The sequence below is a fragment of the Nocardioides sp. genome (assembly GCF_964229035.1).
GTDB lineage: Bacteria > Actinomycetota > Actinomycetes > Propionibacteriales > Nocardioidaceae > Nocardioides.
The window spans coordinates 19,841-45,582 of record NZ_CAXRAZ010000038.1 but is presented as its reverse complement, the minus strand read 5'-3'; the positions used below and the strand labels follow the sequence as shown (position 1 = coordinate 45,582).

25 protein-coding genes are annotated in these 25,742 nt (G+C 72.3%); 16 read left to right on the top strand and 9 right to left on the bottom strand.

The genetic code is table 11. The annotated features are described in order from the left end of the window. The first annotated feature begins 1 nt into the window (after position 1). The 4 genes from ACERUN_RS12520 (at position 2) to ACERUN_RS12505 (ending at position 2,872) form a co-directional block, all read left to right on the top strand. Positions 2-304, top strand: a complete 303-nt coding sequence (locus tag ACERUN_RS12520) for a hypothetical protein (protein WP_370290324.1) — start codon at positions 2-4, stop codon at positions 302-304. Between the two features lie 77 nt (positions 305-381). Further along, positions 382-1,470 (top strand): 2Fe-2S iron-sulfur cluster-binding protein, encoded by a 1,089-nt coding sequence (locus ACERUN_RS12515; RefSeq protein WP_370290323.1) that lies wholly within the window; start codon positions 382-384, stop codon positions 1,468-1,470. Positions 1,471-1,506: 36 nt separating this feature from the next. Then, the gene (locus tag ACERUN_RS12510) at positions 1,507-2,229 is read left to right on the top strand and encodes an FkbM family methyltransferase (protein WP_370290322.1); all 723 of its coding nucleotides are present in this window, start codon (positions 1,507-1,509) and stop codon (positions 2,227-2,229) included. Between the two features lie 10 nt (positions 2,230-2,239). Continuing rightward, complete coding sequence (locus ACERUN_RS12505) at positions 2,240-2,872, top strand: DNA-3-methyladenine glycosylase I (RefSeq protein WP_370290321.1); 633 nt, start codon at positions 2,240-2,242, stop codon at positions 2,870-2,872. On the opposite strand, the gene ACERUN_RS12500 is transcribed toward ACERUN_RS12505, so the two are convergent. Beyond that, positions 2,844-3,185 carry an NUDIX domain-containing protein gene (locus ACERUN_RS12500; protein ID WP_370290320.1) on the bottom strand — a complete coding sequence of 114 codons (342 nt, stop codon included), beginning with the start codon at positions 3,183-3,185 and terminating at the stop codon, positions 2,844-2,846. The two genes, ACERUN_RS12505 and ACERUN_RS12500, sit on opposite strands and share 29 nt — an antisense overlap. A gap of 87 nt (positions 3,186-3,272) precedes the next feature. Between ACERUN_RS12500 and ACERUN_RS12495 the strand changes: the two genes are divergently transcribed. Next, positions 3,273-4,199: a hypothetical protein gene (locus tag ACERUN_RS12495; protein WP_370290319.1), complete on the top strand. Its 927-nt coding sequence runs from the start codon at positions 3,273-3,275 to the stop codon at positions 4,197-4,199. 570 nt (positions 4,200-4,769) lie between these two features. Here the strand turns inward: ACERUN_RS12495 and ACERUN_RS12490 are convergent. Genes ACERUN_RS12490 through ACERUN_RS12480 form a run of 3 tightly spaced genes read right to left on the bottom strand, consistent with a single transcriptional unit; the run spans position 4,770 to position 6,693 of the window. Continuing rightward, positions 4,770-5,294, bottom strand: coding sequence for an NUDIX domain-containing protein (locus ACERUN_RS12490; protein WP_370290318.1), 525 nt, complete (start codon positions 5,292-5,294; stop codon positions 4,770-4,772). Then, positions 5,291-5,962 carry an MBL fold metallo-hydrolase gene (locus ACERUN_RS12485; RefSeq protein ID WP_370290317.1) on the bottom strand — a complete coding sequence of 224 codons (672 nt, stop codon included), beginning with the start codon at positions 5,960-5,962 and terminating at the stop codon, positions 5,291-5,293. The genes ACERUN_RS12490 and ACERUN_RS12485 overlap by 4 nt, the downstream gene beginning before the upstream one ends. Then, on the bottom strand, positions 5,962-6,693 hold the full coding sequence (locus tag ACERUN_RS12480) for a maleylpyruvate isomerase family mycothiol-dependent enzyme (RefSeq protein WP_370290316.1): 732 nt from the start codon (positions 6,691-6,693) through the stop codon (positions 5,962-5,964). The genes ACERUN_RS12485 and ACERUN_RS12480 overlap by 1 nt, the downstream gene beginning before the upstream one ends. A 276-nt stretch (positions 6,694-6,969) precedes the next feature. On the opposite strand from ACERUN_RS12480, the gene uvrA reads away from it, so the two are divergent. Next, on the top strand, positions 6,970-9,999 hold the full coding sequence (gene uvrA, locus ACERUN_RS12475) for an excinuclease ABC subunit UvrA (RefSeq protein ID WP_370290315.1): 3,030 nt from the start codon (positions 6,970-6,972) through the stop codon (positions 9,997-9,999). A 51-nt stretch (positions 10,000-10,050) separates the two neighbouring features. Next, positions 10,051-10,500, top strand: a complete 450-nt coding sequence (locus tag ACERUN_RS12470; protein ID WP_370290314.1) for a Rieske (2Fe-2S) protein — start codon at positions 10,051-10,053, stop codon at positions 10,498-10,500. A 16-nt stretch (positions 10,501-10,516) separates the two neighbouring features. Here the strand turns inward: ACERUN_RS12470 and ACERUN_RS12465 are convergent, their stop codons facing one another. Then, positions 10,517-11,812, bottom strand: a complete 1,296-nt coding sequence (locus tag ACERUN_RS12465) for a pyridine nucleotide-disulfide oxidoreductase (RefSeq protein ID WP_370290313.1) — start codon at positions 11,810-11,812, stop codon at positions 10,517-10,519. A gap of 69 nt (positions 11,813-11,881) precedes the next feature. On the opposite strand from ACERUN_RS12465, the gene uvrC reads away from it, so the two are divergent. From uvrC to ACERUN_RS12420, 9 genes are all read left to right on the top strand, one after another. After that, a complete protein-coding gene (gene uvrC / locus ACERUN_RS12460) occupies positions 11,882-13,915 on the top strand; it encodes an excinuclease ABC subunit UvrC (RefSeq protein ID WP_370290312.1) in 2,034 nt (677 codons plus the stop codon). Then, a complete protein-coding gene (rapZ, locus tag ACERUN_RS12455) occupies positions 13,908-14,804 on the top strand; it encodes an RNase adapter RapZ (RefSeq protein WP_370290311.1) in 897 nt (298 codons plus the stop codon). The genes uvrC and rapZ overlap by 8 nt, the downstream gene beginning before the upstream one ends. 1 nt (position 14,805) lies before the next feature. Beyond that, positions 14,806-15,828 carry a uridine diphosphate-N-acetylglucosamine-binding protein YvcK gene (gene yvcK, locus ACERUN_RS12450; protein WP_370290310.1) on the top strand — a complete coding sequence of 341 codons (1,023 nt, stop codon included), beginning with the start codon at positions 14,806-14,808 and terminating at the stop codon, positions 15,826-15,828. A gap of 22 nt (positions 15,829-15,850) precedes the next feature. Beyond that, positions 15,851-16,834 carry a DNA-binding protein WhiA gene (gene whiA / locus ACERUN_RS12445; RefSeq protein ID WP_370290309.1) on the top strand — a complete coding sequence of 328 codons (984 nt, stop codon included), beginning with the start codon at positions 15,851-15,853 and terminating at the stop codon, positions 16,832-16,834. 144 nt (positions 16,835-16,978) lie between these two features. After that, the gene (gene gap / locus ACERUN_RS12440) at positions 16,979-17,977 is read left to right on the top strand and encodes a type I glyceraldehyde-3-phosphate dehydrogenase (protein ID WP_370290308.1); all 999 of its coding nucleotides are present in this window, start codon (positions 16,979-16,981) and stop codon (positions 17,975-17,977) included. Between the two features lie 2 nt (positions 17,978-17,979). Further along, positions 17,980-19,179 carry a phosphoglycerate kinase gene (gene pgk / locus ACERUN_RS12435; RefSeq protein ID WP_370290307.1) on the top strand — a complete coding sequence of 400 codons (1,200 nt, stop codon included), beginning with the start codon at positions 17,980-17,982 and terminating at the stop codon, positions 19,177-19,179. A gap of 2 nt (positions 19,180-19,181) precedes the next feature. Further along, a complete protein-coding gene (tpiA, locus tag ACERUN_RS12430; RefSeq protein ID WP_370290306.1) occupies positions 19,182-19,994 on the top strand; it encodes a triose-phosphate isomerase in 813 nt (270 codons plus the stop codon). 31 nt (positions 19,995-20,025) lie between these two features. Beyond that, the gene (gene secG, locus ACERUN_RS12425) at positions 20,026-20,256 is read left to right on the top strand and encodes a preprotein translocase subunit SecG (protein ID WP_370290305.1); all 231 of its coding nucleotides are present in this window, start codon (positions 20,026-20,028) and stop codon (positions 20,254-20,256) included. Positions 20,257-20,393: 137 nt separating this feature from the next. Continuing rightward, complete coding sequence (locus ACERUN_RS12420; protein ID WP_370290304.1) at positions 20,394-20,753, top strand: RNA polymerase-binding protein RbpA; 360 nt, start codon at positions 20,394-20,396, stop codon at positions 20,751-20,753. Positions 20,754-20,838: 85 nt separating this feature from the next. On the opposite strand, the gene pgl is transcribed toward ACERUN_RS12420, so the two are convergent. Genes pgl through pgi form a run of 4 tightly spaced genes read right to left on the bottom strand, consistent with a single transcriptional unit; the run spans position 20,839 to position 25,740 of the window. After that, positions 20,839-21,582, bottom strand: coding sequence for a 6-phosphogluconolactonase (gene pgl, locus ACERUN_RS12415; protein WP_370290303.1), 744 nt, complete (start codon positions 21,580-21,582; stop codon positions 20,839-20,841). Continuing rightward, positions 21,579-22,526 carry a glucose-6-phosphate dehydrogenase assembly protein OpcA gene (locus ACERUN_RS12410; protein ID WP_370290302.1) on the bottom strand — a complete coding sequence of 316 codons (948 nt, stop codon included), beginning with the start codon at positions 22,524-22,526 and terminating at the stop codon, positions 21,579-21,581. The genes pgl and ACERUN_RS12410 overlap by 4 nt, the downstream gene beginning before the upstream one ends. Then, entirely contained in the window at positions 22,523-24,070 is a 1,548-nt protein-coding gene (gene zwf / locus ACERUN_RS12405) for a glucose-6-phosphate dehydrogenase (protein ID WP_370290301.1), read from the bottom strand. The genes ACERUN_RS12410 and zwf overlap by 4 nt, the downstream gene beginning before the upstream one ends. Next, positions 24,067-25,740: a glucose-6-phosphate isomerase gene (gene pgi / locus ACERUN_RS12400; protein ID WP_370290300.1), complete on the bottom strand. Its 1,674-nt coding sequence runs from the start codon at positions 25,738-25,740 to the stop codon at positions 24,067-24,069. Before pgi ends, zwf begins: the two co-directional genes overlap by 4 nt. Positions 25,741-25,742: the final 2 nt, after the last annotated feature.

Here is a 25,742-nt window from a genome sequence, read left to right as displayed (position 1 = left end):
CATGGCCTCCTTCGTGCCCTCGCGCCCCGAGACGCTCGAGGACCAGCGTCTCTACACCGAGGCCCGGCTGGTGGAGGTCGCCTGCCTCGACTGCCTCGCGCGCGTGCGGGTGAAGAAGAACTCCGAGCACCAGACCTCGGTGCAGTGGAACGGCGAGGCCCTCGCGGCGTGTCCGGAGTTCGCGCGGCGCGACGCAACGTCCGCGAGGCGGGATGTGCACCGGGCGTGTTCCCGGCTGATGGCTAGCATCGAACGTGCCGTCCGCGACGGCGACGTGCCCGTCGGCGCGGTCGACGGCTACTGAGCCGCCGTCCTCTCCCGACCCGTCCACGAAGCGCTGCGGCGCGCCGTCCGCCCGCCCCGACCCCAGGAGAGTTCCGCGTGGACATCGAGTCCTACGTCCTCGACATCGTCGACGTCACCGCCGAGACCGACGACGCCACCTCGGTGAGCTTCGCCGTGCCGGCCGAGGCCGCCGAGGCGTTCTCCTACAAGCCGGGACAGTTCCTCACCGTCGCCGTACCGAGCGACCAGACCGGACTCGCCGCACGCTGCTACTCGCTCTCCTCCAGCCCCCACGACGGCGGGCCGCTCACCGTCACCGTCAAGCGCACCGCCTCGGGCTACGCCTCGAACTGGATCTGCGACAACCTCAAGGCCGGTGACACCCTGCGGGTGCTGCCGCCCTCGGGCATCTTCACCCCCGCCTCGCTGGACGCCGACCTGCTGCTGTTCGCCGGCGGATCGGGCGTCACGCCGATCATGTCGATCGTGCGCACCGCGCTCGCCGAGGGCACCGGGCGCATCACGGTGTTCTACGCCAACCGCGACGAGCGCTCGGTGATCTTCGCCGGCGAGCTCAGCAGGCTGGCGGCCGAGAATCCCGAGCGGCTGCACGTCGTCCACTGGTTGGAGTCGGTGCAGGGTCTGCCCACCGCCGAGCAGCTGCGGGCCTTCGCCAGCGACTACCTCGACCGTGACGCCTTCGTCTGCGGCCCGGCGCCGTTCATGAAGATGGTCACGAGCGTGCTGAAGGAGCTCGAGTTCCCGCGCGAGCGCCGTCACCAGGAGAAGTTCGTCTCCCTCGGTGGCAACCCGTTCGGCGACGTCGCCGAGCTCCAGCCTTCCGAGCCCGCCGCGAGCGACGAGCAGGAGGAGGGCGGCGACGCGCTGCCCGACGGCATGCCCACCGAGCCGGTGAGCCTCGAGGTCGAGCTCGACGGCGAGACGCACAGCTTCGACGACTGGGAGCCGCGCACCCGCCTGCTCGACTTCCTCGAGAGCAAGGGCGTCAAGGCGCCCTACTCCTGCCGCGAGGGCGAGTGCTCGGCCTGCGCGGTGCGCGTGCTGGAGGGCGAGCTGCACCTGCTGCACAACGACGTGCTCGACGCCGAGGACCTCGCCGACGGCATCCGGCTGGGCTGCCAGGCGCTCCCGCTCGCCGAGAAGGTCCGCGTCAGCTACAGCTGACCCGCGCACCGCCGCGACTGTGGGAGCATCTGGCCCATGATCCAGGCACGGTTGCGGAAGCTCGCGGCGATCGCGAAGCACCGCCCCTACGTCGCAGGCCTCGCCCGTCACCGGGTGGCCGCGGCCGTCGAGCACGTCGAGGCGATCCAGTACTGCGCTCCGCGCACGCTCATCGACGTCGGCGCGAACAAGGGGCAGTTCTCCCTGGCCGTGCGGGGGCTCTTCCCGACCACCGTCGTCCACGCCTTCGAGCCGCTCGACGAGGCCGCCAGCCAGTACGAGGCGCTCTTCGCCGGCCAGGACGATGTGCACCTGCACCGCACGGCGATCGCCTCCGAGCCGGGCACGGTGACCTTCCACGTCACCGATCGCGCCGACTCCTCCTCGCTCCTGCCGCCGGGCGCGGGTCAGCGCGAGGCCTTCGGCGTCGCCGAGCAGCGCTCGATCGAGGTGCCCGTCACCACCCTCGACGCGGCCGTCGACCTCGACTCGCTGCCGCACCCGGTGCTGCTGAAGATCGACGTCCAGGGTGCGGAGCTCGAGGTGCTCAAGGGCCTCAGCGACCTCAGTGCGATCGACTACGTCTACGTGGAGGCCTCGTTCGTCGAGCTCTACGAGGGCCAGTGCCTCCTGGCCGACCTCACCGAGCACCTGGCCGAGCGCGGCTTCGCCCTGCGCGGCACCTACAACCAGGTCTCCACCGCGACGTTCGGCCCGACCCAGGTCGACTGCCTGTTCGTGCCCGCCGACCGCGCCTGATCGCTCGCCGGTGACCTCGTCCAGCCCGCGCCCCGAGGTGGGCGAGGACGGCGATCCGCGCTGCCCCTGGGCGCTCTCGGCGCCCGACTTCCCGGCGTACCACGACGCCGAGTGGGGCTTCCCCGTGGACGACGACCGCCGGCTGTTCGAGAAGATCTCGCTCGAGGGCTTCCAGGCCGGCCTGAGCTGGCGCACCATCCTCACCAAGCGCCCGGCCTTCCGCGCCGGGTTCGCGAACTTCGAGCCCGAGGCGGTCGCCGCCTTCGGGCCTGCGGACGTCGAACGGCTGCTCGCCGACGCCGGCATCGTGCGGCACCGCGGCAAGATCGAGGCCGTGATCGGCAACGCCGCCGCCTACCTCGAACTCGTCGAGCGCGAGGGCTCGCTCGCCGCCTACCTGTGGCGCTTCGAGCCGACGCTCGCCGAGCTGGGGGAGCCGCAGACCATCACGACCTGCCCGTCGTCCATCGCGCTGTCGAAGGACCTCAAGCGGCGCGGATGGCGCTTCGTCGGCCCCACCACGATGTTCGCGCTCATGGAGTCGATGGGGCTGATCAACAACCACGTGCCCGGCTGCGTGGTGAGGGAGCGGGCGCTCGCGGCTCGCGCGGCGTTCACGCCTCCGGTGCCCACCTCTCGATGATGTCGCGCAGCAGCGCGACCGTGTCGGGGACGAACGGCAGCTCGTTGAGCAGGTCGAGCAGTCTCCCGGGGGAGACCCACTCACCCCACGCGACCTCGTCAGCCTGCCAGGTGATGGGCCCGTCGTAGGTGCAGGAGAAGCAGGACGCCCGGTAGTCGGTGCGCTCGTCGAGATAGTCGGCCTCGCGCAGCGGCGCGAGCTCGACACCGCGGACGCCGAGCTCCTCAGCCGTCTCGCGCAGCGCCGCCTCCAGCGGCCGCTCACCGACTACGAGGACGCCGCCCGCCGCGAAGTCGCAGCGGCCGGGGAACACGTCCTTCGCCGTTGACGAGACGGAACGGACTGGACGCCCTAATGTGCGGGAAAGCCTGGGGGACGTCGATCGGGAAGGAGTCTCGCGATGTCTCAGATGTTTGAGGACGGCGAGGCCGAGCGGATCAGCGTCCGCTACGACGGCCCGGCGGTCGATCACAGCAGCATGGACGTACGTCTCGTCGCCCCATCACTCCTCGCCCTCGCCGATCTCTTTGCTGTCGCTCACTCGGAGCTTGGACCCACCCTGACCCCGCCCCCGCGACTCGAGATCATCGGTCAGCGGTCTGGTTCTCTCATTATCGACATGCTCCTCGCCGCCGAGAGCACCCTCGTGGACCTCCTGAACCATGAGCGCGCGACGGCCGTCGCCAATGGCCTGGCCCTGTCAGCCCCCGTGATCGGCGCCATCACCTGGGTAGTCCACAGGAAGCGCATGGGTCGGGAGAGCGGGATCGAGCCGGTTGGCTCCGACATCATCCGCGTGACATGGCCGGACGGTACGACCCTTCTGGTGCCGGTCGGTTCGCAGGCTCTCATCGAGCGCATGGACTTCAACCGGACGGCTGTTCGCGTGTTCGAGCCATTGCGAGAGGACGGCATCGACGAGGTCGAGCTGAACACGACGCGATCTGGCCGTGCGATCCGCGCCAGCGTCCGGCGGGATGACCTGGCCGGGTTCAACCTGCCGCCGGGGTCGGATCTTGTGCTGAGCGACGGGACCAGAACCGTGACCGTCCGCATTGAGTCTCTGCCGTTGAAGATGGGAAACAAGTGGCGTGTTCACGATGGGCTCGCCAGCCTTTGGGCGACCCTCGATGACGTCGCGTTTGCTCAGCTCATGGAGGCAGGCTCCGAACGGTTCGGCGTTGACGATCGCCTGGTCGTGCTGATGCGAGACCGGCAGCTGCGCTCGGGCGACGGCGTAGGCGAGTCCTGGGAACACTCGATCTTGAAGGTCATCGAGCACAAGAGCGCCCCGCCGCCCGACGAACTGCCGTTCGACGACGAGTAGAACGCACACCCGGGGCCCCTCTCTTCGGAGGGCGGGGCCACCTGCATGTATCGACAACGCCATCTCGAGCGGATCCGCGCTGACGGCCCGAGTGATGCAAGAGCTTCTGCCACGAACTCTCGAAGAAGGTGTGGACATTTCGTCGCCAGAACGCCGTGCCCAACTGAGTAGGAGAGAGCCCCCGCAGTCGCCCGACGGGCGACCACTCGACATCGAGTGTGATCTCGTCATCATCGGGAGCTCTCCGAGCCTCGACGCCCTACGAGCCGGCAGCTCGACGCCATCCTCGCCCTCTCCTACCCGACGAGTGCCCTCAGGCGCCGGTGGTTGCGCGCCGGCGACCCCCTCGACGACCGACCGCTGGTGGCATTGACCTAGCTGCGTCTGGCCTTGGGACTCGGCATCCTCACGGTGCTGTCGTGGGGAGATGCGCGGAGCATGGTCCTAGTCGGCATTCTCGGCGTGGTCGCGGCGGTCGCGATCCGTTGGCATGTCCTCCAGGCCGTCGTGGGGCGAGTGACCGGCCGGCGCCGCTCGTGACTCACGCGGTGGTCGCCTTCACCATGCCGCTCAGTCCGATCCCTCCCGCGCCCACCCCTCGATGACGTCGCGCAGCAGCGCGACCGTGTCGGGCACGAACGGCAGCTCGTCGAGCAGGTCGAGCAGTCGCCCGGGGGAGACCCACTCGCCCCACGCGACCTCCTCCGGCTGCCAGGTGATCGGGCCGTCGTAGGTGCAGGAGAAGCAGAACGCGCGGTAATCGGTGTGTTCGTCGCGGTAGTCGGTCTCACGCAGCCGCACCAGGTCGACACCGTGGACGCCGAGCTCCTCGGCCGCCTCGCGCAGCGCCGCCGCCAGGGGCTGCTCACCGACCGTGAGGACGCCGCCCGCCGCGAAGTCGTAGCGGCCGGGGAACACGTCCTTCGTCTCGGTGCGCCGGTGCACGTATACCTCGCCGGCACTGTTGCGCACGACCACCGCCGTCGCCGCGTGGCGCAGGTTGCGACGCCGCACCTCGGAGCGGGGTGCCACCTCGCCGGTCGGACGGCCGTCGGCGCCGTAGAGCGGCACCGACTCCTCGGAGGCTGAGCTCACCAGCCGCGCTCGCGCCACTCCTGCAGGTGCGGCCGCTCGGCGCCGAGCGTCGAGTCGCTGCCGTGACCGGGGTAGAACCAGGTCTCGTCGGGCAGGGTGCCGAAGATCTTGGTCTCGACGTCGTCGATGAGCGTGGCGAACGCGGCGGCGTCGCCGAAGGTGTTGCCGACGCCGCCGGGGAACAGCGAGTCACCGGTCCACAGGTGGGGGTGGCCCTCGGGGTCGCGGTAGAGCAGGCAGATCGAGCCGGGGGTGTGGCCGGTGATCCGGATGACCTCGAGGGTGATCTCGCCGAAGCGCACGGTGTCGGCGTCGCCGACGCGTCGCTCGACGGCCACGCCGGTCTGCTCGGTGATCGCATCCGCATCGGGCTCGCCGGCGATGACGGTGGGGGAGGTCGCGGCCACGACGTCGGCGAGCGCACGGTGGTGGTCCCAGTGCTGGTGGGTGGTCGCGACGGCGCTGAGGCCGCCGTCGCCCACCAGCGGCAGGAGAGTGGGGGCGTCGTCTGCGGCGTCGATGAGCAGCTGCTCGCCGGTGGCCCGGCAGGTCAGCAGGTAGCAGTTGTTCGACATCTGCTCGTCGACCGCGACCTTCGCGATCCGCAGGCCCGCCAGCTCGCGCACGTGCGCGGGCCCGCCCACGGTGACCTCTCCGGTGTAGCTCATCACGCCTCCAGCTTCGGCAGCTCTCCTGACGAGCTGGACAGTACTGCGCTCGCGTCGCGACCGCTGATCCACCAGGCCAGCGCGCGCAGTGGGCCCCGCACCTCGAGCACGTCCTCCCCGCGGGGGGCTCCGATGGTCCACGTCGCGCCCTCGACGTCGTCGGCCACGAGGCGTACCGGGGCGCCCGCCCACCCCGGGGCGTCGTAGGCGATGAAGGCGGCCGCCGTCGACTCGGGCCACGCCTCCCAGGTGGCGTCGAGGTCGAGGTCGGCGTGGTGGATCTCGACCTCGCGCAGACGCATCAGGGCGAGCATCCCGGCCGAGCGGGAAGCGCTCCCGGGCGTGATCTCGAAGACGGAGTCGGGGGAGGCCTTCAGCAGCGAGGGGAAGGCGATCGAGAGGTCGGCGCTCGAGCGGGCGAGCCGCTCGCGGACGGCGTTCGGGCCGGCCGCCGCAAGCGTCGCGATGTCGGCGTCGCGGACCTCGGCGGAGGGATACATCGGCGCACCCTCACCGGCGAGACCGCGGACGACGCCCGCGATCGCCTCGGCGTTGAGGGCGACGTGGGCGAGCACGTGGCCGCGGCTCCAGCCGGCGCACAGCGACGGCGCCGTCCACTCATCGTCCGCGAGGTCGCGGGCGGTGGCGGTGAGGCGCTGGGTGGCCTGGCTGATGGTGGGCAGCAGAGCGGTGGGGTCCGACGCGTCGGCCGGTCCGAGGAGCGAAGTCACCCTGACCACTATGCCGGGCGGCCATGAACGAGGGTCGGCGCGCAGGGGGCGCACGGGTATCGGCGTCGGTGGCTCGGGGCACTGTCGGTGCCGGGTGAGAGGCTGGCACCCGAGGGACGAGCCGGCCGGCTCGCACGGTTGCTCGCCGCCGTAGGATGGCGAACGTCTGTTCGACGCCGCCGGCGGGCAATGGTGCACCGTCCCGGGTCCGGCCGTCCGGGCCGCCCAGAACGTCTCCAGCCAGCATCCGCCCCCGACCCCTGCGAGGACCGGTACGTGACCGACCAGTTGATCATCCGTGGCGCGCGCGAGCACAACCTCAAGGACGTCTCGCTCGACCTGCCCCGCGACTCCCTGATCGTGTTCACCGGCCTCTCGGGCTCCGGCAAGTCGAGTCTCGCCTTCGACACCATCTTCGCCGAGGGCCAGCGCCGCTACGTCGAGTCGCTCTCGGCCTACGCCCGCCAGTTCCTCGGGCAGATGGACAAGCCCGACGTCGACTTCATCGAGGGCTTGTCACCCGCGGTGTCGATCGACCAGAAGTCGACCTCGAAGAACCCCCGCTCGACGGTCGGCACCATCACCGAGGTCTACGACTACCTCCGCCTGCTCTACGCCCGCGCGGGCCGCGCGCACTGCCCCACCTGCGGCGCGCCGATCGAGCGGCAGACGCCGCAGCAGATCGTCGACCGCATGCTCACCCTCGAGGAGGGCACGCGCTTCCAGGTGCTCGCTCCGGTCGTGCGCGGTCGCAAGGGCGAGTACGTCGACCTGTTCCGCCAGCTGCAGGCCCAGGGCTTCTCGCGCGCACGCGTCGACGGCGAGACCCACACCCTCGACGACCCGCCCACGCTCGACAAGAAGCTCAAGCACACCATCGAGGTCGTCGTCGACCGCCTCGCGGTGAAGGAGTCGGCCAAGCGCCGCCTCACCGACTCGGTCGAGACGGCCCTGCAGCTGGCCGAGGGACTCGTCGTCTTCGACCTCGTCGACTCCGGGCAGGAGCTCAAGTTCTCCGAGCGGATGGCCTGCCCCAACGACCACTCGATCGAGACCGACGACCTCGAGCCGCGCTCGTTCTCGTTCAACTCGCCCTTCGGCGCCTGCCCCGCCTGCAGCGGCCTCGGCACCAAGATGGAGGTGGACGCCGAGCTGGTCGTGCCCGACCCGAGCGCCACGCTCGCCGAGGGCGCCCTCCAGCCGTGGAGCCACGCCCACGTGGCCGACTACTTCGGGCGCCTGCTCATCGCGCTCGGCGACGAGCTCGGCTTCGACGTCGACACCCCGTGGGAGCAGCTGCCCGCCAAGGCGCAGAAGGCCATCCTCGACGGCCACCCCACCAAGGTGCACGTCGTCACCCGCAACCGCTACGGCCGACAGCGCTCCTACTACGCCGACTTCGAGGGCGTGCGCCGCTACGTCGAGCGGCGTCACCGCGAGGCCGAGACCGACACCAGTCGCGAGCGCTTCGAGGGCTTCATGCGCGAGGTGCCGTGCCCCACCTGCGCCGGCAGCCGTCTCAAGCCGGTGTCGATGGCCGTCACCCTCGGCCCCCGCGACGCCGGCGGCAAGAACATCGCCGAGGTCTGCGCGCTGCCCATCAACGAGGCGGCCGAGTACCTCGCGAACCTCGACCTCAGCACCCGCGAGCGCCAGATCGGCGAGCGCGTGCTCAAGGAGATCCAGGAGCGTCTCAACTTCCTCCTGGACGTCGGCCTCGACTACCTCTCCCTCGACCGGCCGTCGGGCTCGCTCTCGGGTGGCGAGGCGCAGCGCATCCGCCTCGCCACGCAGATCGGCGCCGGCCTCGTCGGCGTGCTCTACGTGCTCGACGAGCCCTCGATCGGCCTGCACCAGCGCGACAACCAGCGCCTCATCGAGACCCTCATCCGGCTGAAGAACCTCGGCAACACCCTCATCGTCGTCGAGCACGACGAGGACACCATCCGGGTGGCCGACTGGATCGTCGACATCGGCCCGGGCGCCGGCGAGCACGGTGGCCAGGTCGTCCACTCCGGCACCGTGCCCGACCTGCTGAAGCACCCCGACTCCACCACCGGCCAGTACCTCTCCGGTCGGCGCGAGATCCCGGTGCCGGCGGTGCGTCGTCCTCGCACGGTGGGGCGCGAGCTGAAGGTCATCGGTGCCCGCGAGCACAACCTCCGTGACGTCGACGTCGCCTTCCCGCTCGGCGTCTTCTGCGCGGTCACGGGTGTGTCGGGCTCGGGCAAGTCGACCCTGGTCAACGACATCCTCTACACCTCGCTGGCCAAGCAGATCTACAACGCCCGCGCCATCCCCGGCCGCCACAAGCGCATCACCGGGCTCGAGCACGTCGACAAGGTCATCCACGTCGACCAGTCGCCGATCGGCCGCACCCCGCGGTCGAACCCGGCCACCTACACCGGCGTCTTCGACCACGTGCGCAAGCTCTTCGCGCAGACCCCCGAGGCGAAGATCCGCGGCTATCAGCAGGGCCGGTTCTCGTTCAACGTCAAGGGCGGACGCTGCGAGGCGTGCTCCGGCGACGGCACGATCAAGATCGAGATGAACTTCCTGCCCGACGTCTACGTGCCGTGCGAGGTCTGCCACGGCGCTCGCTACAACCGCGAGACGCTCGAGGTGCACTACAAGGGCAAGACCATCGCCGAGATCCTCGACATGCCCATCGAGGAGGCGCTCGAGTTCTTCGCGGCCGTGCCCGCGATCGCGCGCCACATGAAGACCCTCGTCGAGGTCGGCCTCGGCTACGTCCGCCTCGGCCAGCCCGCCACCACGCTCTCGGGCGGCGAGGCGCAGCGCGTGAAGCTGGCCGCCGAGCTGCAGAAGCGCTCCACCGGGCGCACGGTCTACGTGCTCGACGAGCCCACCACCGGCCTGCACTTCGAGGACATTCGCAAGCTGCTCGGCGTGCTCTCCAGCCTGGTCGACAAGGGCAACACGGTGCTGGTGATCGAGCACAACCTCGACGTCATCAAGACCGCGGACTGGATCATCGACATGGGCCCCGAGGGCGGATCGCGTGGCGGCACCCTGGTGGCCGAGGGCACCCCCGAGCACGTCGCGTCGGTGGAGGCCAGCCACACCGGCCGCTTCCTCCGTCCGCTGCTCGAGGGCCGCGAGGCAGAGCAGCCGGGCGCACCGCGCAAGGCGACCGCCGACGAGCCGCTCACCAAGACCGCCGCGAAGAAGGCGGCGGCGAAGCGCGCGGCCGCTGCGCGAGCCGAGGAGCGGGCGGCGAAGAAGGTGCCCGCGAAGAAGGCCGCGGCGAAGCGGACGACGTCCAGGGCCGGCGCGAAAGGGTGAGCCCCCGCTCGTTCACAGCGCCGGCTCAGGAACGGTCGATACATTCGGTGTATGACTTCCCCCGTCACTGAGAACGGCAACGGCGAGACGGTCGTCGGTCGCCGCATCGTGTTCAGCGGTCTGGGCGCCCTCGGCGCAGCGATCGCCCTGGCCGGCTGCAGCAGCGGCTCGACGCCGTCGTCCAACGCAACCCCGGCCTCGGAGGCGGCCTCCGGCACCGAGCTCGCCAAGACCAGCGAGGTGCCGGTCGGCGGTGGGCTCATCGTGAGCGACCGGCAGGTGGTGATCACCCAGCCGACCGCGGGCACGTTCGTCGCGTTCAGCGCGCTCTGCACGCACGAGAACCTGCCGGTCACCTCGGTGGAGGACGGCAAGATCCAGTGCGCCCGCCACGGGTCGGTCTACTCGGCCGAGACCGGTGAGGTCGAGCGCGGCCCGGCGCAGTCGGCGCTGGCCGAGGTGGCGGTCACGGTGCAGGGCTCCTCGATCGTCACCGCCTGACGCCATCGCCCTCGGCTCAGGCTGAGGCGGGCGCTGACGTGGGCACGGCGCTGCGGCGCCAGCGCTCGTCGCGCGGGCTCGATCGGCGCACGAGCCGCTCGTCGAGCAGCGCCTCGGCCTCGAGGCGGCGTCCGGCGCGGATGAGCACGGCGATGCGTGCCTCCTCGACGATCTCGCGCTGCGCGTCCGAGCCACCGAGTCGCCAGATCTCCGGAGCGAGCCCGGCGAGGCTGTCGGCAGCGTCGGAGCAGCGACCCTCGACCGCCAGTGCGAGGGCGGAGGCCAGGGGACCGGCCACCTCGCGGTGGGCCGGACCGGTGTGCTGCGCGCACCACGCCGCCAACCGCTCCAGGCCGGCGCGATCGGCGTCCGCGAGGAGTGCGACCGCGGCGTGCATGGCCAGGAATGCCGTGGCCGGGCGCTCGAGGACTCCGCGCCCGGTGAGCTCGAGCACCTCGTCGAGCGAGGGGACGTCGACCGCGCCCGGCGTGAGCGCCCAGCGCACGAGCAGCGAACCGGTGTCCACCAGGCCACGGCATCCGGTCGCGCCGTGGGGGAGGAGCTCGCGGCGGTAGCGCTCGCGCACGGCGTCGAGGTCACCGAGGGAGAGCTCGTGCAGCGCGGCGTGCCAGGAGAAGTGGGTGAGGCCGTCGCTCTGCGCGCCGGCGCCGTGGATCCAGCCGTGCAGCCACTCCAGCCCGGCTCGGTGGTCCCCGGTCTCGTAGTGGGCGTGCGCCCGGGCGTGCGCCGCGTGCCCGCCGTCGGGCTCGGCCTCCAGCGAGCGGCGCGCCAGATCCATCGCCTCGGCGTAGCGACCCTGCTCGGAGCGGACGAAGGCGAGCAGTCCGGTGAACCACGGGTCGTCGCCGTAGGCGGGCGCGGCGTCCTGCACGATGCGCCACACCCGCGCGGGCACGTCGGTGATGCCGGCGAAGGCGATGGTCGGCATCACGACCGACAGGAGCAGTGCGTCGCGCGGGTAGGCGCGCACGTGCGCCATCAGCGGCGCCGAGTCGCCCAGGAGGTGACGTTCGATGGCGTAGACGTGGCGCTGCTCCTGCTCGCTGCTGCGGGCGGCGTGCAGCCGCGCGTCGGCCAACCGTCCGGCGATGTCGACCTGCACGCACATCTCGTGGCCCAGCAGGGCGAGCGCCGCGTGCCCGAGCGCGAAGGTCGGGTCGAGGACGACGGAGGTGGCGACCCTGCGCACCGCACCACGGCGCAGCTGCAGCAGACCGCGCAGTCCGTCGGTGTAGACGGCGGCGGCCTCGGCGCTGGTGGTGAGCCGGTTGCCCAGGTGGTCGTGTTCCATTGCTCTACAAGGTTAGTCGAGAAAGTGGTCGATGCGCAGGTGTCGGCGCTGCTCCGTAGGCTGACATGCGTGTCACCCGCGCTGAGCTACCGACCCGCACCGGGCTCGATCCCCACCCAGCCGGGCGTCTACCGCTTCCGCGACCGCCAGGGTCGCGTGATCTACGTCGGTAAGGCCAAGAACCTCCGCGCGCGCCTGTCGTCCTACTTCCAGGACATCGCCAACCTGCACCCGCGCACGGCCACGATGGTCACCACCGCCACCTCGGTGGAGTGGACCGTGGTCGGCACCGAGGTCGAGGCGCTCCAGCTGGAGTACTCCTGGATTAAGGAGTTCGACCCGCGCTTCAACGTCAAGTACCGCGACGACAAGTCCTACCCCTGGCTGGCCGTCACGGTGTCGGAGGAGTTCCCGCGGGTGATGGTCGGGCGCGGCGCCAAGCGTCGCGGCACCCGCTACTTCGGGCCCTACAGCCACGCCTGGGCGATCCGCGAGACCGTCGACATCCTGCTGCGCGTCTTCCCGATGCGCTCGTGCAGCAACGGCGTGTTCAAGCGGTCCTCGCAGATCGGTCGGCCCTGCCTGCTGGGCTACATCGACAAGTGCGCCGCCCCCTGCGTGGGTAACGTGAGCCCGGAGCAGCACCGCGAGATCGTCGACGACTTCTGCGAGTTCATGGCCGGGCGCACGCGCCCGTTCATCAAGCGCATCGAGGACCAGATGTACGCCGCCTCCGACGAGCTCGACTTCGAGCGCGCCGCCCGGCTGCGCGACGACCTCGGCGCGATGCAGAAGGCGCTCGAGAAGCAGGCCGTCGTCCTCGGTGACGGCGCGGACGCCGACGTGATCGCCCTGGCCGAGGACCCCCTCGAGGTGGCCGTGCAGGTCTTCTACGTGCGCGGCGGCCGCATCCGCGGCCAGCGCGGGTGGGTCGCCGACCGCACCGACGAGGGCGACACCGCCGCGCTCGTCGAGCACTTCCTGCTCCAGCTCTACGCCGGCGTCGCCGCCGAGGAGGCACGCGACGCGGTGCCCCGCGAGATCCTCGTGCCGGCCCTGCCCGCCGAGGCCGCCACCTGGGAGCAGCTGCTCAGCGACCTGCGCGGCTCGCGGGTCGAGATCCGCGTGCCCCAGCGCGGCGACAAGCGCACGCTGCAGGAGACGGTGGCCCGCAACGCCACCGAGGCCCTCGCGCTGCACAAGACCAAGCGCGCCAGCGACCTCACCACCCGCAACCGCGCGCTCGCCGAGATCGCCGAGGCGCTCGAGCTCGACGAGGCGCCCCTGCGCATCGAGTGCTACGACGTCTCGCACACCCAGGGCACCGAGATCGTCGCCTCGATGGTGGTCTTCGAGGACGGTCTCGCCCGCAAGGGGGAGTACCGCCGCTTCGTGATCCGCGACCAGGACGGCTCCGACGACGTCGCCGCCATGAACGAGGTCATCACGCGCCGCTTCCGCCGCCTGCTCGACGAGCAGGCGCGCTCCGAGCTGCGCCCGGGCGACCCCGCCACCGGCACGGGGCCGATGCTCGTCGACCCCGATACCGGCCGGCCCCGCAAGTTCGCCTACGCGCCGGGGCTCGTGGTCGTCGACGGCGGTGCGCCCCAGGTGGCCGCCGCCCAGCGGGCACTGGCCGAGCTCGGCATCGACGACATCCCCGTGTGCGGACTCGCCAAGCGCCTCGAGGAGGTCTGGGTGCCCGGCGAGGAGGACCCCGTCATCCTTCCCCGTACCTCCGAGGGCCTCTACCTGCTGCAGCGCGTGCGCGACGAGGCCCACCGCTTCGCCATCGGTCACCACCGCAACCGGCGCTCGCGCTCGATGGTCGAGAGCGTCCTGGACGACGTGCCCGGCCTCGGCGAGGTGCGCCGCAAGACGCTGCTGCGCCACTTCGGATCGCTGCGCAAGCTGCGTGCGGCCACGGTCGAGGAGATCGCGCTCGTGCCCGGCATCGGTCCCCGCACCGCCGAGGCGATCAAGACCGCTCTCGGTGCCGGCGGCGAGGCTGCGGACGACGCCGGGCCCGCGTCGTCCACAATGAGCGCCATGCAGGCGGTGGAGACGACCCCCGGGGGCGCGACGGAGCGCACCGATGACTGAACCCGAGACCGTGCCTGCCGCGGGCACCGGCCAGCTCGTCGTCGTCACCGGCATGACGGGCGCCGGCCGCAGCACGGCGGCCAAGGAGCTCGAGGACCTCGGCTTCTACGTGGTCGACAACCTGCCGCCCAACCTGCTGGCCGACGTCGTGCGGCTGGTCGACGAGAGCCACGGGCCGGCCCAGTCGGTGGCGGTGGTCGTCGACGTCCGCTCGGGCTCGTTCTTCCAGGGCCTGCGCAGCGCGCTCGCGCACAATGTCGGCGGGGTCGCGGGTCGTGACACCACGCTGGTCTTCCTCGACGCCCGCGACGAGGTGCTCGTGCGGCGCCAGGAGGCGGTGCGTCGTCCGCACCCGCTGCAGGCGGGCGGTCGTCTGCTCGACGGCCTCCACCGTGAGCGCACCGTCCTCGCCGACCTCCGCTCCGAGGCCGACCTCGTCATCGACACCAGCGACCTCAACGTGCACCAGCTCACCGACCGCATCGCCGAGGCGTTCGGCACCAGCGAGACCACGCGCCTGCGGGTGGGCGTGATCAGCTTCGGGTTCAAGCACGGCATCCCGATCGACGCCGACTACGTGGCCGACATGCGCTTCCTGCCCAACCCGCACTGGGTGCCGGAGCTGCGTCCGCGCACCGGGCAGGACCCCGAGGTCGCTGCCTTCGTGCTGGGCCAGCCCGGCGCGGAGGAGTTCCTCAGCACCTACACGGACCTGCTCACCGTGGTGGCCGCCGGCTACCTGCGGGAGGGCAAGCGGTTCATGCGGGTCGCGATCGGCTGCACCGGCGGCACGCACCGCAGCGTGGCGATGACCGAGGAGATCGTGCGGCGGCTGCAGGCGGCCGGCGTCGAGGCCCGCGCCACCCACCGCGACCTGGGACGGGAGTGAGATGACCCCGCTCGCTCCGGCCGACCGGGCGCAGGCGGTGGTGGCGCTCGGCGGCGGCCACGGGCTGCACGCCACGCTCACCGCCCTGCGGATGCTCGTCGACGACCTCACCGTCGACGACCTCACCGCCATCGTGACCGTCGCCGACAACGGCGGCTCCTCCGGGCGGCTGCGCCAGCAGTTCCCGGTGCTGCCCCCGGGCGACCTGCGGATGGCGCTGGCCGCGCTGTGCGGCTCCGACGACTGGGGCGACACCTGGGCGCGGGTGCTGCAGCACCGCTTCGCCGGCGACGGCGAGATGAACGGCCACGTCGTCGGCAACCTGCTGATCGTCGGCCTCTGGGAGCTGCTCGGCGACCCCGTCGACGCGCTCGACTGGGTGGGGCGGCTGCTCGGCTGCAAGGGGCGGGTGCTGCCGATGGCGCTCACGCCGATGGACATCACCGCCCAGGTGCGGGGCCTCGGACCCGACCCCGACGCCCTCACCACCGTGCGCGGGCAGGTCGAGGTCGCCACCACCGAGGGCCAGATCACCGCCATCGACCTGCTGCCGCCCGACCCGCCGGTCTCGCCGGTGGCCCTCGAGAAGATCGAGGAGGCCGACTGGGTGTTCCTCGGTCCCGGGTCGTGGTTCTCCTCGGTGCTGCCCCATCTCCGCGTCACGGCGCTGCGCGAGGCGCTCGGCGCCACCGAGGGCCGGGTCGTGGTGGTGCTCAACCTCGCCGCCCAGCCGGGGGAGACCCACGGGTTCGAGCCGGTCGACCACCTGCGGGTGCTGCGCGAGCACGCCCCCGACCTGCAGGTCCACTCGGTCCTCGCCGACCGGCACAACCTCACCCCGCGTCAGCGCACCGATCTCGAGGTGCTGTGCGCCGCGGCCGGCATCCGGCTGGTGCTCGACGACATCGCCCACCCCGACGGCAGCCCGCGCCACGACCCCGTGCGCCTGGCCGCCGCCATCGCCCGCGTGATGGACGGCACCGGCGGCGGGGGTCCCCACGGGGCCTTCGCCGAGGGTCGTTGACGCGCGTGGGAGGATCGCCGACATGGCGTTGACGGGTCAGGTGAAGGCGGAACTGGCCAGCATCCCGATCACCCGCACGTGCTGCCGCAAGGCCGAGGTCGCGACCACGCTGCGCTTCGCCGGCGGACTGCACATCGTGAGCGGGCGGATCGTGGTGGAGGCCGAGCTCGACACCGGCGCCGCCGCCCGTCGTCTGCGCCGCGACATCGACGAGGTCTACGGCCACAAGTGCGACGTCGTCGTGGTGCAGGGCAACGGGCTGCGCAAGGGCGCGCGCTACCTCGTGCGGGTGGCGCGCGAGGGTGAGTCGCTGGCCCGCCAGACCGGCCTGCTCGACCCGCGCGGTCGCCCGGTGCGCGGTCTGCCGCCCGCCGTGGTGAGCGGTGGCGCCTGCGACGCCGTCGCCGCCTGGCGCGGGGCGTTCCTGGCCCACGGCTCGCTCACCGAGCCCGGCCGCTCCTCGGCCATGGAGATCACCTGCCCCGGCTCCGAGGCCGCCCTCGCGCTCGTCGGCGTCGCCCGCCGGCTCGGGGTGCAGGCCAAGGCCCGGGAGGTGCGCGGCGTCGACCGCGTCGTGATCCGCGACGGCGACGTCATCGGCCAGATGCTGGCCCGCCTCGGCGCCCACGAGACGCTGCTGGCCTGGGAGGAGCGCCGGATGCGCCGCGAGGTGCGCGCCACCGCCAACCGGCTGGCCAACTTCGACGACGCCAACCTGCGCCGCTCCGCGCGCGCCGCCGTCGCCGCCGGTGCCCGGGTGGCGCGCGCGATGGAGTTGCTCGGGGAGGACGTGCCCGACCACCTGCGCATGGCCGGCGAGCTGCGCCTGGAGCACAAGCAGGCCTCGCTGGAGGAGCTGGGGCAGCTGCACGACCCCCAGCTCACCAAGGACGCGATCGCCGGCCGCATCCGCCGCCTGCTCGCCATGGCCGACAAGCGCGCCGAGGAGCTCGGGGTGCCCGACACCGAGGCCTCGCTGACCCCGGACATGCTGGCCGACGACTGAGACATCCGTGTCCGTCGTCCGGCCCATCCCGCTGACGGGCGCCGCAGGGCGGGACGCGCGTAGGGCGAGCCCCGCCGCGCGGGGTAGGGTTCAGCCGCGCCCTCGCGGCGTGCCCCGAACCCCCTCTCCTAGGAGCGAATCGCAGTGACCGTGCGCGTAGGCATCAACGGCTTCGGCCGGATCGGACGCAACTTCTTCCGGGCCGTGCGTGCCTCGGGCCTCGACATCGAGATCGTCGGCGTCAACGACCTCACCGACAACGCGGTGCTCGCCCACCTGCTCAAGTACGACTCGATCCTGGGCCGTCTCGACGCCGACGTCTCCGCCACCGACGACGCCATCGTCGTCGGCGGTGCCGAGATCAAGGCGTTCGCCGAGCGCGACCCCGCCGCCCTGAAGTGGGGCGACCTCGGCGTCGACGTCGTGGTCGAGTCCACCGGCTTCTTCACCGACGCCACCAAGGCCCGCGCGCACGTCGACGCCGGCGGTGCCAAGAAGGTCATCATCTCCGCGCCCGCCTCGAACGAGGACATCACGGTGGTCATGGGTGTGAACCACACCGACTACGACCCGGCCGCGCACACCGTGATCTCCAACGCCTCCTGCACCACCAACTGCCTGGCCCCCATGGCCAAGGCGCTCAACGACGAGTTCGGCATCGTCAAGGGCCTGATGACCACCATCCACGCCTACACCGCCGACCAGAACCTGCAGGACAACATCCACAAGGACCTGCGCCGCGCCCGGGCCGCCGCCCTCAACATCGTGCCGACCTCGACCGGTGCCGCCAAGGCCATCGGCCTGGTGCTGCCCGAGCTCAAGGGCAAGCTCGACGGCTACGCCCTGCGCGTACCCACCCCGACCGGCTCCGCCACCGACCTCACCTTCGAGGCCGGCCGCGAGACCACGGTCGAGGAGGTCAACGCCGCGGTGCAGAAGGCCGCCGACGGTCGCTTCCTGCGCTACTCCACCGACCCGATCGTCTCCAGCGACATCGTCACCGACCCGGCGTCGTGCATCTTCGACGCCCCGCTCACCAAGGTGATCGGCAACCAGGTCAAGGTCGTCGGCTGGTACGACAACGAGTGGGGCTACTCCAACCGCCTCGCCGACCTCATCTCCTTCGTCGGCGAGAGCCTCTGACGGTGGGGGAGTACGCCGGGCTGGGCGAGGTCGCCGGGAAGCGCGTCCTCGTCCGGTCGGACCTCAACGTGCCCCTCGACGGCACCACGATCACCGACGACGGTCGCATCCGCGCCAGCGTCCCCACCATCCGTGCGCTGGCCGAGGCCGGCGCGCGGGTGGTGGTCACCGCCCACCTCGGCCGCCCGAAGGGTGCCCCGGAGGAGCGCTACTCGCTGCGCCCGGTGGCGGCCCGACTCGGTGAGCTGCTCGGCCGCGAGGTCGCCTTCGCCGCCGACACCGTGGGCGAGTCCGCCCAGGCTGTGGTGGCGGGCCTGGCCGACGGCGACGTCGCGGTGGTGGAGAACGTCCGCTTCAACGCCGGCGAGACCAGCAAGGACGACGCCGAGCGCGGCGCCTTCGCCGACGCCCTCGCGGGCCTGGCCGACGCCTTCGTCTCCGACGGCTTCGGGGTGGTGCACCGCAAGCAGGCCAGCGTCTACGACGTCGCCCAGCGGCTGCCCCACGCCATGGGCGGGCTGGTCGCGGCCGAGGTCGACGTGCTGCGTCGCCTCACCGTCGAGCCCGAGCGGCCCTACGTCGTGGTGCTCGGTGGCTCGAAGGTCTCCGACAAGCTCGGTGTGATCGACAACCTGCTCGGCAAGGCCGACAAGCTGCTCATCGGCGGCGGCATGGTGTTCACCTTCCTCGCGGCCCAGGGCCACGAGGTCGGCAAGAGCCTGCTCGAGGCCGACCAGCTCGACACCTGCCGCGAGTACCTGCGGCGCGCCGACGAGCTCGGCGTGCAGATCCTGCTGCCCGGCGACATCGTCGTCGACACCGCCTTCCCCGCCGGTGATCGCACGCCCCAGCCGCAGGTGGTGCCCGCCACGCAGATCCCGGCCGACGCCCTCGGCCTCGACATCGGCCCGGCCTCGGGCGCCGACTTCGCCGCCGCGCTGGCCGATGCCCGCACGGTGTTCTGGAACGGCCCCATGGGCGTCTTCGAGGTGCCCGAGTTCTCCGACGGCACCCGCGCGGTCGCGCAGGCGCTCACCGGCGTGCCGGGGCTCTCGGTCGTCGGGGGCGGCGACTCCGCCGCCGCCGTGCGCAGCCTCGGCTTCGAGGAGTCCGCGTTCGGCCACATCTCGACCGGTGGCGGTGCCAGCCTCGAGTACCTCGAGGGCAAGGAACTGCCCGGCATCACGGTTCTGGAGGACTGAGCATGACCACGACCGGCTCCGGCGCGCGCACCCGCACGCCGCTGATGGCGGGCAACTGGAAGATGAACCTGAACCACCAGGAAGCGGTGGTCCTGGTCCAGAAGCTGGCCTGGACGCTCTCGGACAAGAAGCACGACTTCGGCCTCGCCGAGGTCGTGGTGATCCCGCCGTTCACCGACCTGCGCTCCGTGCAGACCCTGGTGGACGGCGACAAGCTCGCGATCAAGTACGGCGCCCAGGACGTCTCGGCCCACGAGTCCGGTGCCTACACCGGCGAGGTGTCGGCCGGAATGCTGGCCAAGCTCGGCTGCTCCTACGTCGTCGTCGGGCACTCCGAGCGTCGCGAGTACCACGCCGAGACCGACGAGGTCGTCAACGCCAAGGCCCGGGCGGCGCTCGGCGCCGGCATGACGCCGATCGTGTGCGTCGGTGAGGGCCTGGAGGTCCGGCGTGCCGGCGACCAGGTGGCCTTCACCCTCGCGCAGGTCGACGGCTCGCTGGCCGGCTTCACCGCCGAGGAGGTCGCCGGTCTGGTGATCGCCTACGAGCCGGTGTGGGCCATCGGGACCGGCGAGGTCGCCACTCCCGAGGACGCGCAGGAGGTCTGCGCCGCCATCCGCGAGCGGGTGCTCGAGGTGCACGGGGAGGCGGCGGCCGCGGCCGTGCGCATCCTGTACGGCGGTTCGGTCAAGGCCGCCAACGTCGCCGGCCTGATGACCAAGCCCGACGTGGACGGCGCGCTGGTGGGCGGTGCGAGCCTCCAGGCGGAGGAGTTCGCGGGCATCAGCCGCTTCTACGCGATGCCGCTGCTCTGATCCGCCCCTCACTCACGTAGGATTCGCAACCGTGGAACTGTTCCTCACCATCCTGCTCATGATCACCAGCCTGCTGATGATCCTCCTCGTGCTGCTGCACAAGGGTCGCGGCGGCGGCCTGTCGGACATGTTCGGTGGCGGGGTGTCCAGCTCTCTGGGCGGCTCCTCGGTCGCCGAGCGCAACCTCGACCGCTTCACCATCGGCACCGGCATGATCTGGTTCGCCGCGGTGATCGCGCTCGGGCTGCTCAAGGCCAACTGACCCGGCGGGGGGCTCGGCCCCCCGCGTCGTGGCCGTCGGATCACCGTCGATCCGGCGGTCGCCCCCACCCACGTTCCACCGCCTGTCCCCGCAGGCGCTCCCCGCTCCCCACCCCTCACCCCCAAGGAGTCACCACCATGCCCGGTGGAGGAAACGCCATCCGAGGGAGCCGCGTCGGCGCGGGTCCCATGGGCGAGGCCGAGCGCGGCGAAGCCGCGCCGCGCCAAGCCGTCACCTACTTCTGCTCCCACGAGCACCGGTCGGTCATCACGTTCTCCATCGAGGCGCAGGTGCCGGAGTCGTGGGACTGCCCCAAGTGCGGCCTGCCGGCGTCGCTGGACTCCGACAACCCGCCGCCGCCGCCGAAGATCGAGCCCTACAAGACCCACCTCGCCTACGTGAAGGAGCGTCGCTCCGACCAGGAGGCCGAGCTCATCCTCGACGAGGCGATCCAGCTGCTCCGCTCGCGCCGGAAGTCGGGCGAGATCATCTTCTGAGCGCCTCGCTGCGCGTCCTCGAACGGCCCCGGACCCCGGTCCGGGGCCGTTCGGCGTCTCCTGGCCGGTCGGGCCGACGGGCGGGTCAGGCCGTGCCGGCGGCGGCGGCGTCGAGGAACCAGCGGGTCCGCCGACGTCCGTGCACGCCCCCGGCGGGTACGTCGTCGACCGCGCGGGTGTCGTCGGCCGCGGCGGCCACCGCCTCGGCCTTCTCGGCGCCGGCCGCCAGCAGCCAGACCTCGGTGGCGGCGCACAGGCGCGGCAGGGTGAGGCTCACCCGGGCCGGCGGCGGCTTGGGCGAGTCGGGCACGGCGATGACGGCGCCGTCGCTCACACCGACCCCCGCCCGTCCGGGGAACAGCGAGGCGATGTGGGCGTCGGGGCCCACCCCGAGCATGACCAGGTCGAACTCGGTCGGCGCCCGGGTGGCGACCACCTCGGCGTACGAGGCGGCGGCGGCGTCGAGGTCGGGCTCGTCGTCGGTGCTCGGCATGGGGTGCTGCACCGACTCCGGCAGCAGGTGGAGCAGGGCCTCCTGCGCCTGGCGCGCGTTGCGGTCGGGGGAGTCGGCCGCCACATGCCGCTCGTCCCCCCACCAGAACACCACCCGGTGCCAGGGCAGGTCGCGCGCGCGGGCGTCGCCGTCGTGCAGCAGCGCGGCGACCGCACGGTGGGTGCGGTCGGCGACGCCGCCGCCGGTGAGCACCACGTGGGCCTCGCCCGGCTCGGCGAGCCGGGTGGTGAGCAGGGCCAGCAGCGCCTGGGCGGCGGCCTGCGCGACGGCGTCGGCGTCGGCGTGCACCTCGCGCACCACCTCGGGCGCGCTCACGCCGCACCGCCCGCGTCGTCGGCGATCCGCGCCGAGACCTCGGCGAAGATCTCGTCCTCGTCGAGTCGCCGCAGCTCCTCCATCAGCAGGTCGGGCACCTCGCGCCGGGGGAGCGCGAGCCGGCGCTCGCCGCGCCCCGGGATGGTGAGGGTGGCCAGGCGGCCGTCGGTGCGGGCCAGCACCAGGGGACCGGACGCGGTGTCGAGGCACACCTCGGTGACACCGGGTCCGGACGACGTGCGCCGGTCGATCTCCACCCCGAGCCGGGCGGACAGCCAGGCCACGAGCAGGTCGGCGCCGGGGGAGACCCGCTCGGCGACGACGTGGCCGCCCCGCACCGCGCCGGGTGCCTGGTCGAGCGCCGCGGCCAGCACCGCCCGCCACGAGGTGATCCGGGCCCAGGAGAGGTCGGTGTTGCCCGGGGCGTAGTGGGTGGCGACCCGCTCCAGGAGCGTGCGGCGACCGCGCGGTGCGGCGAGCACGTCGGTGATCCGGCGCCCCGCGAGCCGGCCGACGGGGTCGCTCGCCGGATCCTCGGGGGTGCGGGTGGGCCACCAGACCGCCACGGGAGAGTCGGGCAGCAGCAGCGGCAGCACCAGGGAGTCGGCGTGGTCGACCACCTCGCCGTGGAGGGTGAGGATCGCGATCTCCCCCGACCAGCCGTCGCCGACGCCGACCCGCGCGTCGACCCGGCCGTGCCCGCGCCGGGCGCCCTCGACGATCGCCAGCACCCGGGCGGGGTGGGCCAGCGAGGCGCGCCGCGCGCACTCCAGTGCACGCTCGGCATCGGCCTCCGGCACCACGACGACCAGCGTCAGGACCATGCCCATCGCCGGGCTGCCGGCCTCCTTGCGCGCGGCGCGCAGCGCGGAGGCGATCGCTGCGGCGGAGGTGTCGTCCAGCGCGGTGAGGCGGGAGGTGGTGGTCCCGGCGGGAGTGCTCACGGTCGTCTCCAGGCGCGGTCGGTGCGGGCGAGCAGGGCGTCGGCGGACTCCGGACCCCAGCCGCCGGAGGCGTAGGGCTGCGGGCCGCGGCCCGCGGCGTCCTGGCGCGCCCAGGCCGCCAGCACCGGGTCGAGGATCCGCCAGGACAGCTCGACCTCCTCGTGACGCGGGAACAGCGGGGGATCGCCGAGCAGGACGTCGAGGATGAGCCGTTCGTAGGCCTCGGGGCTCTCCTCGTTGAACGAGCCGCCGTAGGCGAAGTCCATCGAGACGTCACGGATCTCCATGGCCGCTCCGGGGACCTTCGACCCGAAGCGCACCGTCATGCCCTCGTCGGGCTGGACCCGGATGACCAGCGCGTTCTGACCCAGCTCCTGGGTCATCGTCGGGGCGAAGGGCAGGTGCGGAGCCCGCTTGAAGACCAGGGCGATCTCGGTGACCCGCCGCGCCAACCGCTTGCCGGTGCGCAGGTAGAACGGCACCCCCGCCCAGCGGCGGGTGTCGACCCCGAGCGTGATCGCGGCGTAGGTCTCGGTCGTCGAGGAGGCGGGGATGCCCTCCTCCTCGTGGAAGCCGGCCACCGGGTGGCCGCCCGCCCAGCCCGCGGCGTACTGGCCGCGCGCGGTGGCGAGGTCGAGCCGCGGCGGGAGCACCACCGACGACAGCGCCTTGACCTTCTCGGTGACCAGCGCGTCGGCCTCGAAGGACGTCGGCTCCTCCATCGCCACCAGCGCCAGCAACTGGAGCAGGTGGTTCTGGATGACGTCGCGCGCGGCGCCGATGCCGTCGTAGTAGCCGGCGCGGCTGCCGATGCCGATGTCCTCGGCCATCGTGATCTGCACGTGGTCGACGTAGTGGTTGTTCCACAACGGCTCGAACAGCGTGTTGGCGAACCGGATCGCCAGGATGTTCTGCACCGTCTCCTTGCCGCGGTAGTGGTCGATGCGGAACACCGAACCCCGGGGGAAGACCTCGTCGAGGACCGCGTTCAGCTCCCGCGCCGAGGCCAGGTCGTGCCCGAACGGCTTCTCGACCACGACCCGGCGCCACCCGCCGTCGGGCGCGCTCGCGAGGCCGCGGGCCTGCAGCTGGTCGGCCACGGCCGCGAACTGCGAGGGCGGGATGGCGAGGTAGAAGGCGTGGTTGCCCCCGGTCCCGCGCTCCTCGTCGAGCTCGGCCAGGGTCTCGCGCAGCCGCTCGAAGGCGGCGTCGTCGTCGAAGCTGCCGGAGACGAAGCGCAGGCCCTCGGCGAGCTGGCGCCACACGTCCTCGCGGAACGGGGTGCGGGCGTGCGCCTCGACCGAGTCGCGCACGACCTCGGTGAACGCCGCGAGGTCCCAGTCGCGGCGGGCGAAGCCGACCAGGCTGAACCCCGGGGGCAGCAGCCCGCGGGAGGCGAGGTCGTAGATCGCCGGCATCACCTTGTGGGCGGCGAGGTCGCCGGTGACGCCGAAGAGCACGAGGCCGCACGGCGGGGCGATGCGCGGCAGGCGAAGGTCGCGCGGATCCCGCAGCGGGTTGGCGGGCGTGCCGGCCCGGCTCATCGCGCGTCCCCGCGCGTGTCGGGAGCCCGGTGGGCCCGGTAGTAGGCGATGAGGGCCTGCGTGGAGAGGTCCTGGGTCGCCAGCGCGGTGTCGTCGCCGCCGATCGCGGGGCCCACCTCGGTGGCGAGCTGCTTGCCGAGCTCCACCCCCCACTGGTCGAAGCTGTCGATGCCCCACACCACGCCCTGGGTGAAGGTGATGTGCTCGTAGAGCGCGACGAGCTGCCCCAGCACCCCCGGCGTCAGCGCGGGCGCCATGATCGAGGTGCTGGGCCGGTTGCCGGGGAACACCCGGGCCGGGACGATCGCCTCCGCCACGCCCTCGGCCCGCACCTCCTCGGCCGTCCTGCCCAGCGCCAGGGCGCGGGTCTGGGCGAGGAAGTTGGCCAGGAACAGCTCGTGCACGTCGGTGTCGCCGTCGCGCAGCGGGTGCGCGGGCGTCGCGACCGCGATGAAGTCGGCCGGCACGAGCCGGGTGCCCTGGTGGATCAGCTGGTAGAACGCGTGCTGGCCGTTGGTGCCGGGCTCGCCCCAGAAGACCTCGCCGGTGTCGGTGGTGACCGGTGTGCCGTCCCAGCGCACGCCCTTGCCGTTGGACTCCATCGTGAGCTGCTGCAGGTAGGCCGGGAAGCGGTGCAGCAGCTGCGCGTAGGGCAGTACGGCGTGGCTCTGGGCGCCCAGGAAGTTGGTGTACCAGACGTTGAGCAGGCCCATGAGGAGCGGCACGTTGCCCTCGGCCGGCTCGTGGCGGAAGTGCTCGTCGATCGCGTGGAAGCCGGCCAGCATCTCGGCGAAGTGCTCCGGTCCGATCGCCAGGACCAGCGAGGTGCCGATCGCGGAGTCCAGGGAGTAGCGTCCGCCGACCCAGTCCCAGAAGCCGAAGGCGTTGGCCGGGTCGATCCCGAACTCGCGCACCTTGTCCAGGGCGGTCGAGACCGCGACGAAGTGCTGGGCGACGGCGTCGTCGCGCACCTCGGGGGGCAGGCCGTCCAGCAGCCAGCGACGGCACAGCCGGGCGTTGGTGAGGGTCTCCAGGGTGCCGAAGGTCTTGGAGGAGACGATGAACAACGTCGTCGCCGGGTCGAGCCCGGCGAGCGTGGTGGCGGCGTCGGTGGGGTCGATGTTGCTGAGGAACCGGCACTCCGGGCCGTCGCCGCGGAACGGCTCGAGGGCCTCGTAGGCCATCACCGGCCCCAGGTCGGACCCGCCGATGCCGATGTTCACCACCGTGCGGATGCGTTCGCCGGTGGCGCCGGTCCACGCGCCCTCGCGCACGCGACGGGCGAAGTCGTAGACCCGGGCCAGCACCTCGTGCACCCCGGCCACGACGTCGCGGCCCTCCACGACCAGCTCGGCGTCGGCCGGCAGCCGCAGCGCGGTGTGCAGCACGGCACGGTCCTCGGTGACGTTGACCCGCTCACCGGCGAACATCGCCTCCCGGCGCGCCGGGAGGCCGACCTGGTCGGCGAGCTCGCGCAACGCCTCCCAGACCTCGGGGGTCACCAGGTTCTTGGCCAGGTCGACGTGCAGGTCGGCCGCCGTGAGGGTGGACCGCGCCACCCAGTCGGGGTCGGCCAGCGCGCGGCGCAGGTCGGGCCGGAAGGCCTCGGCCAGTGCGGTGAGCCGGGCCCAGGCCGGCGTCGTCGTCGGGTCGACCGGAGCCGCTCCCACGA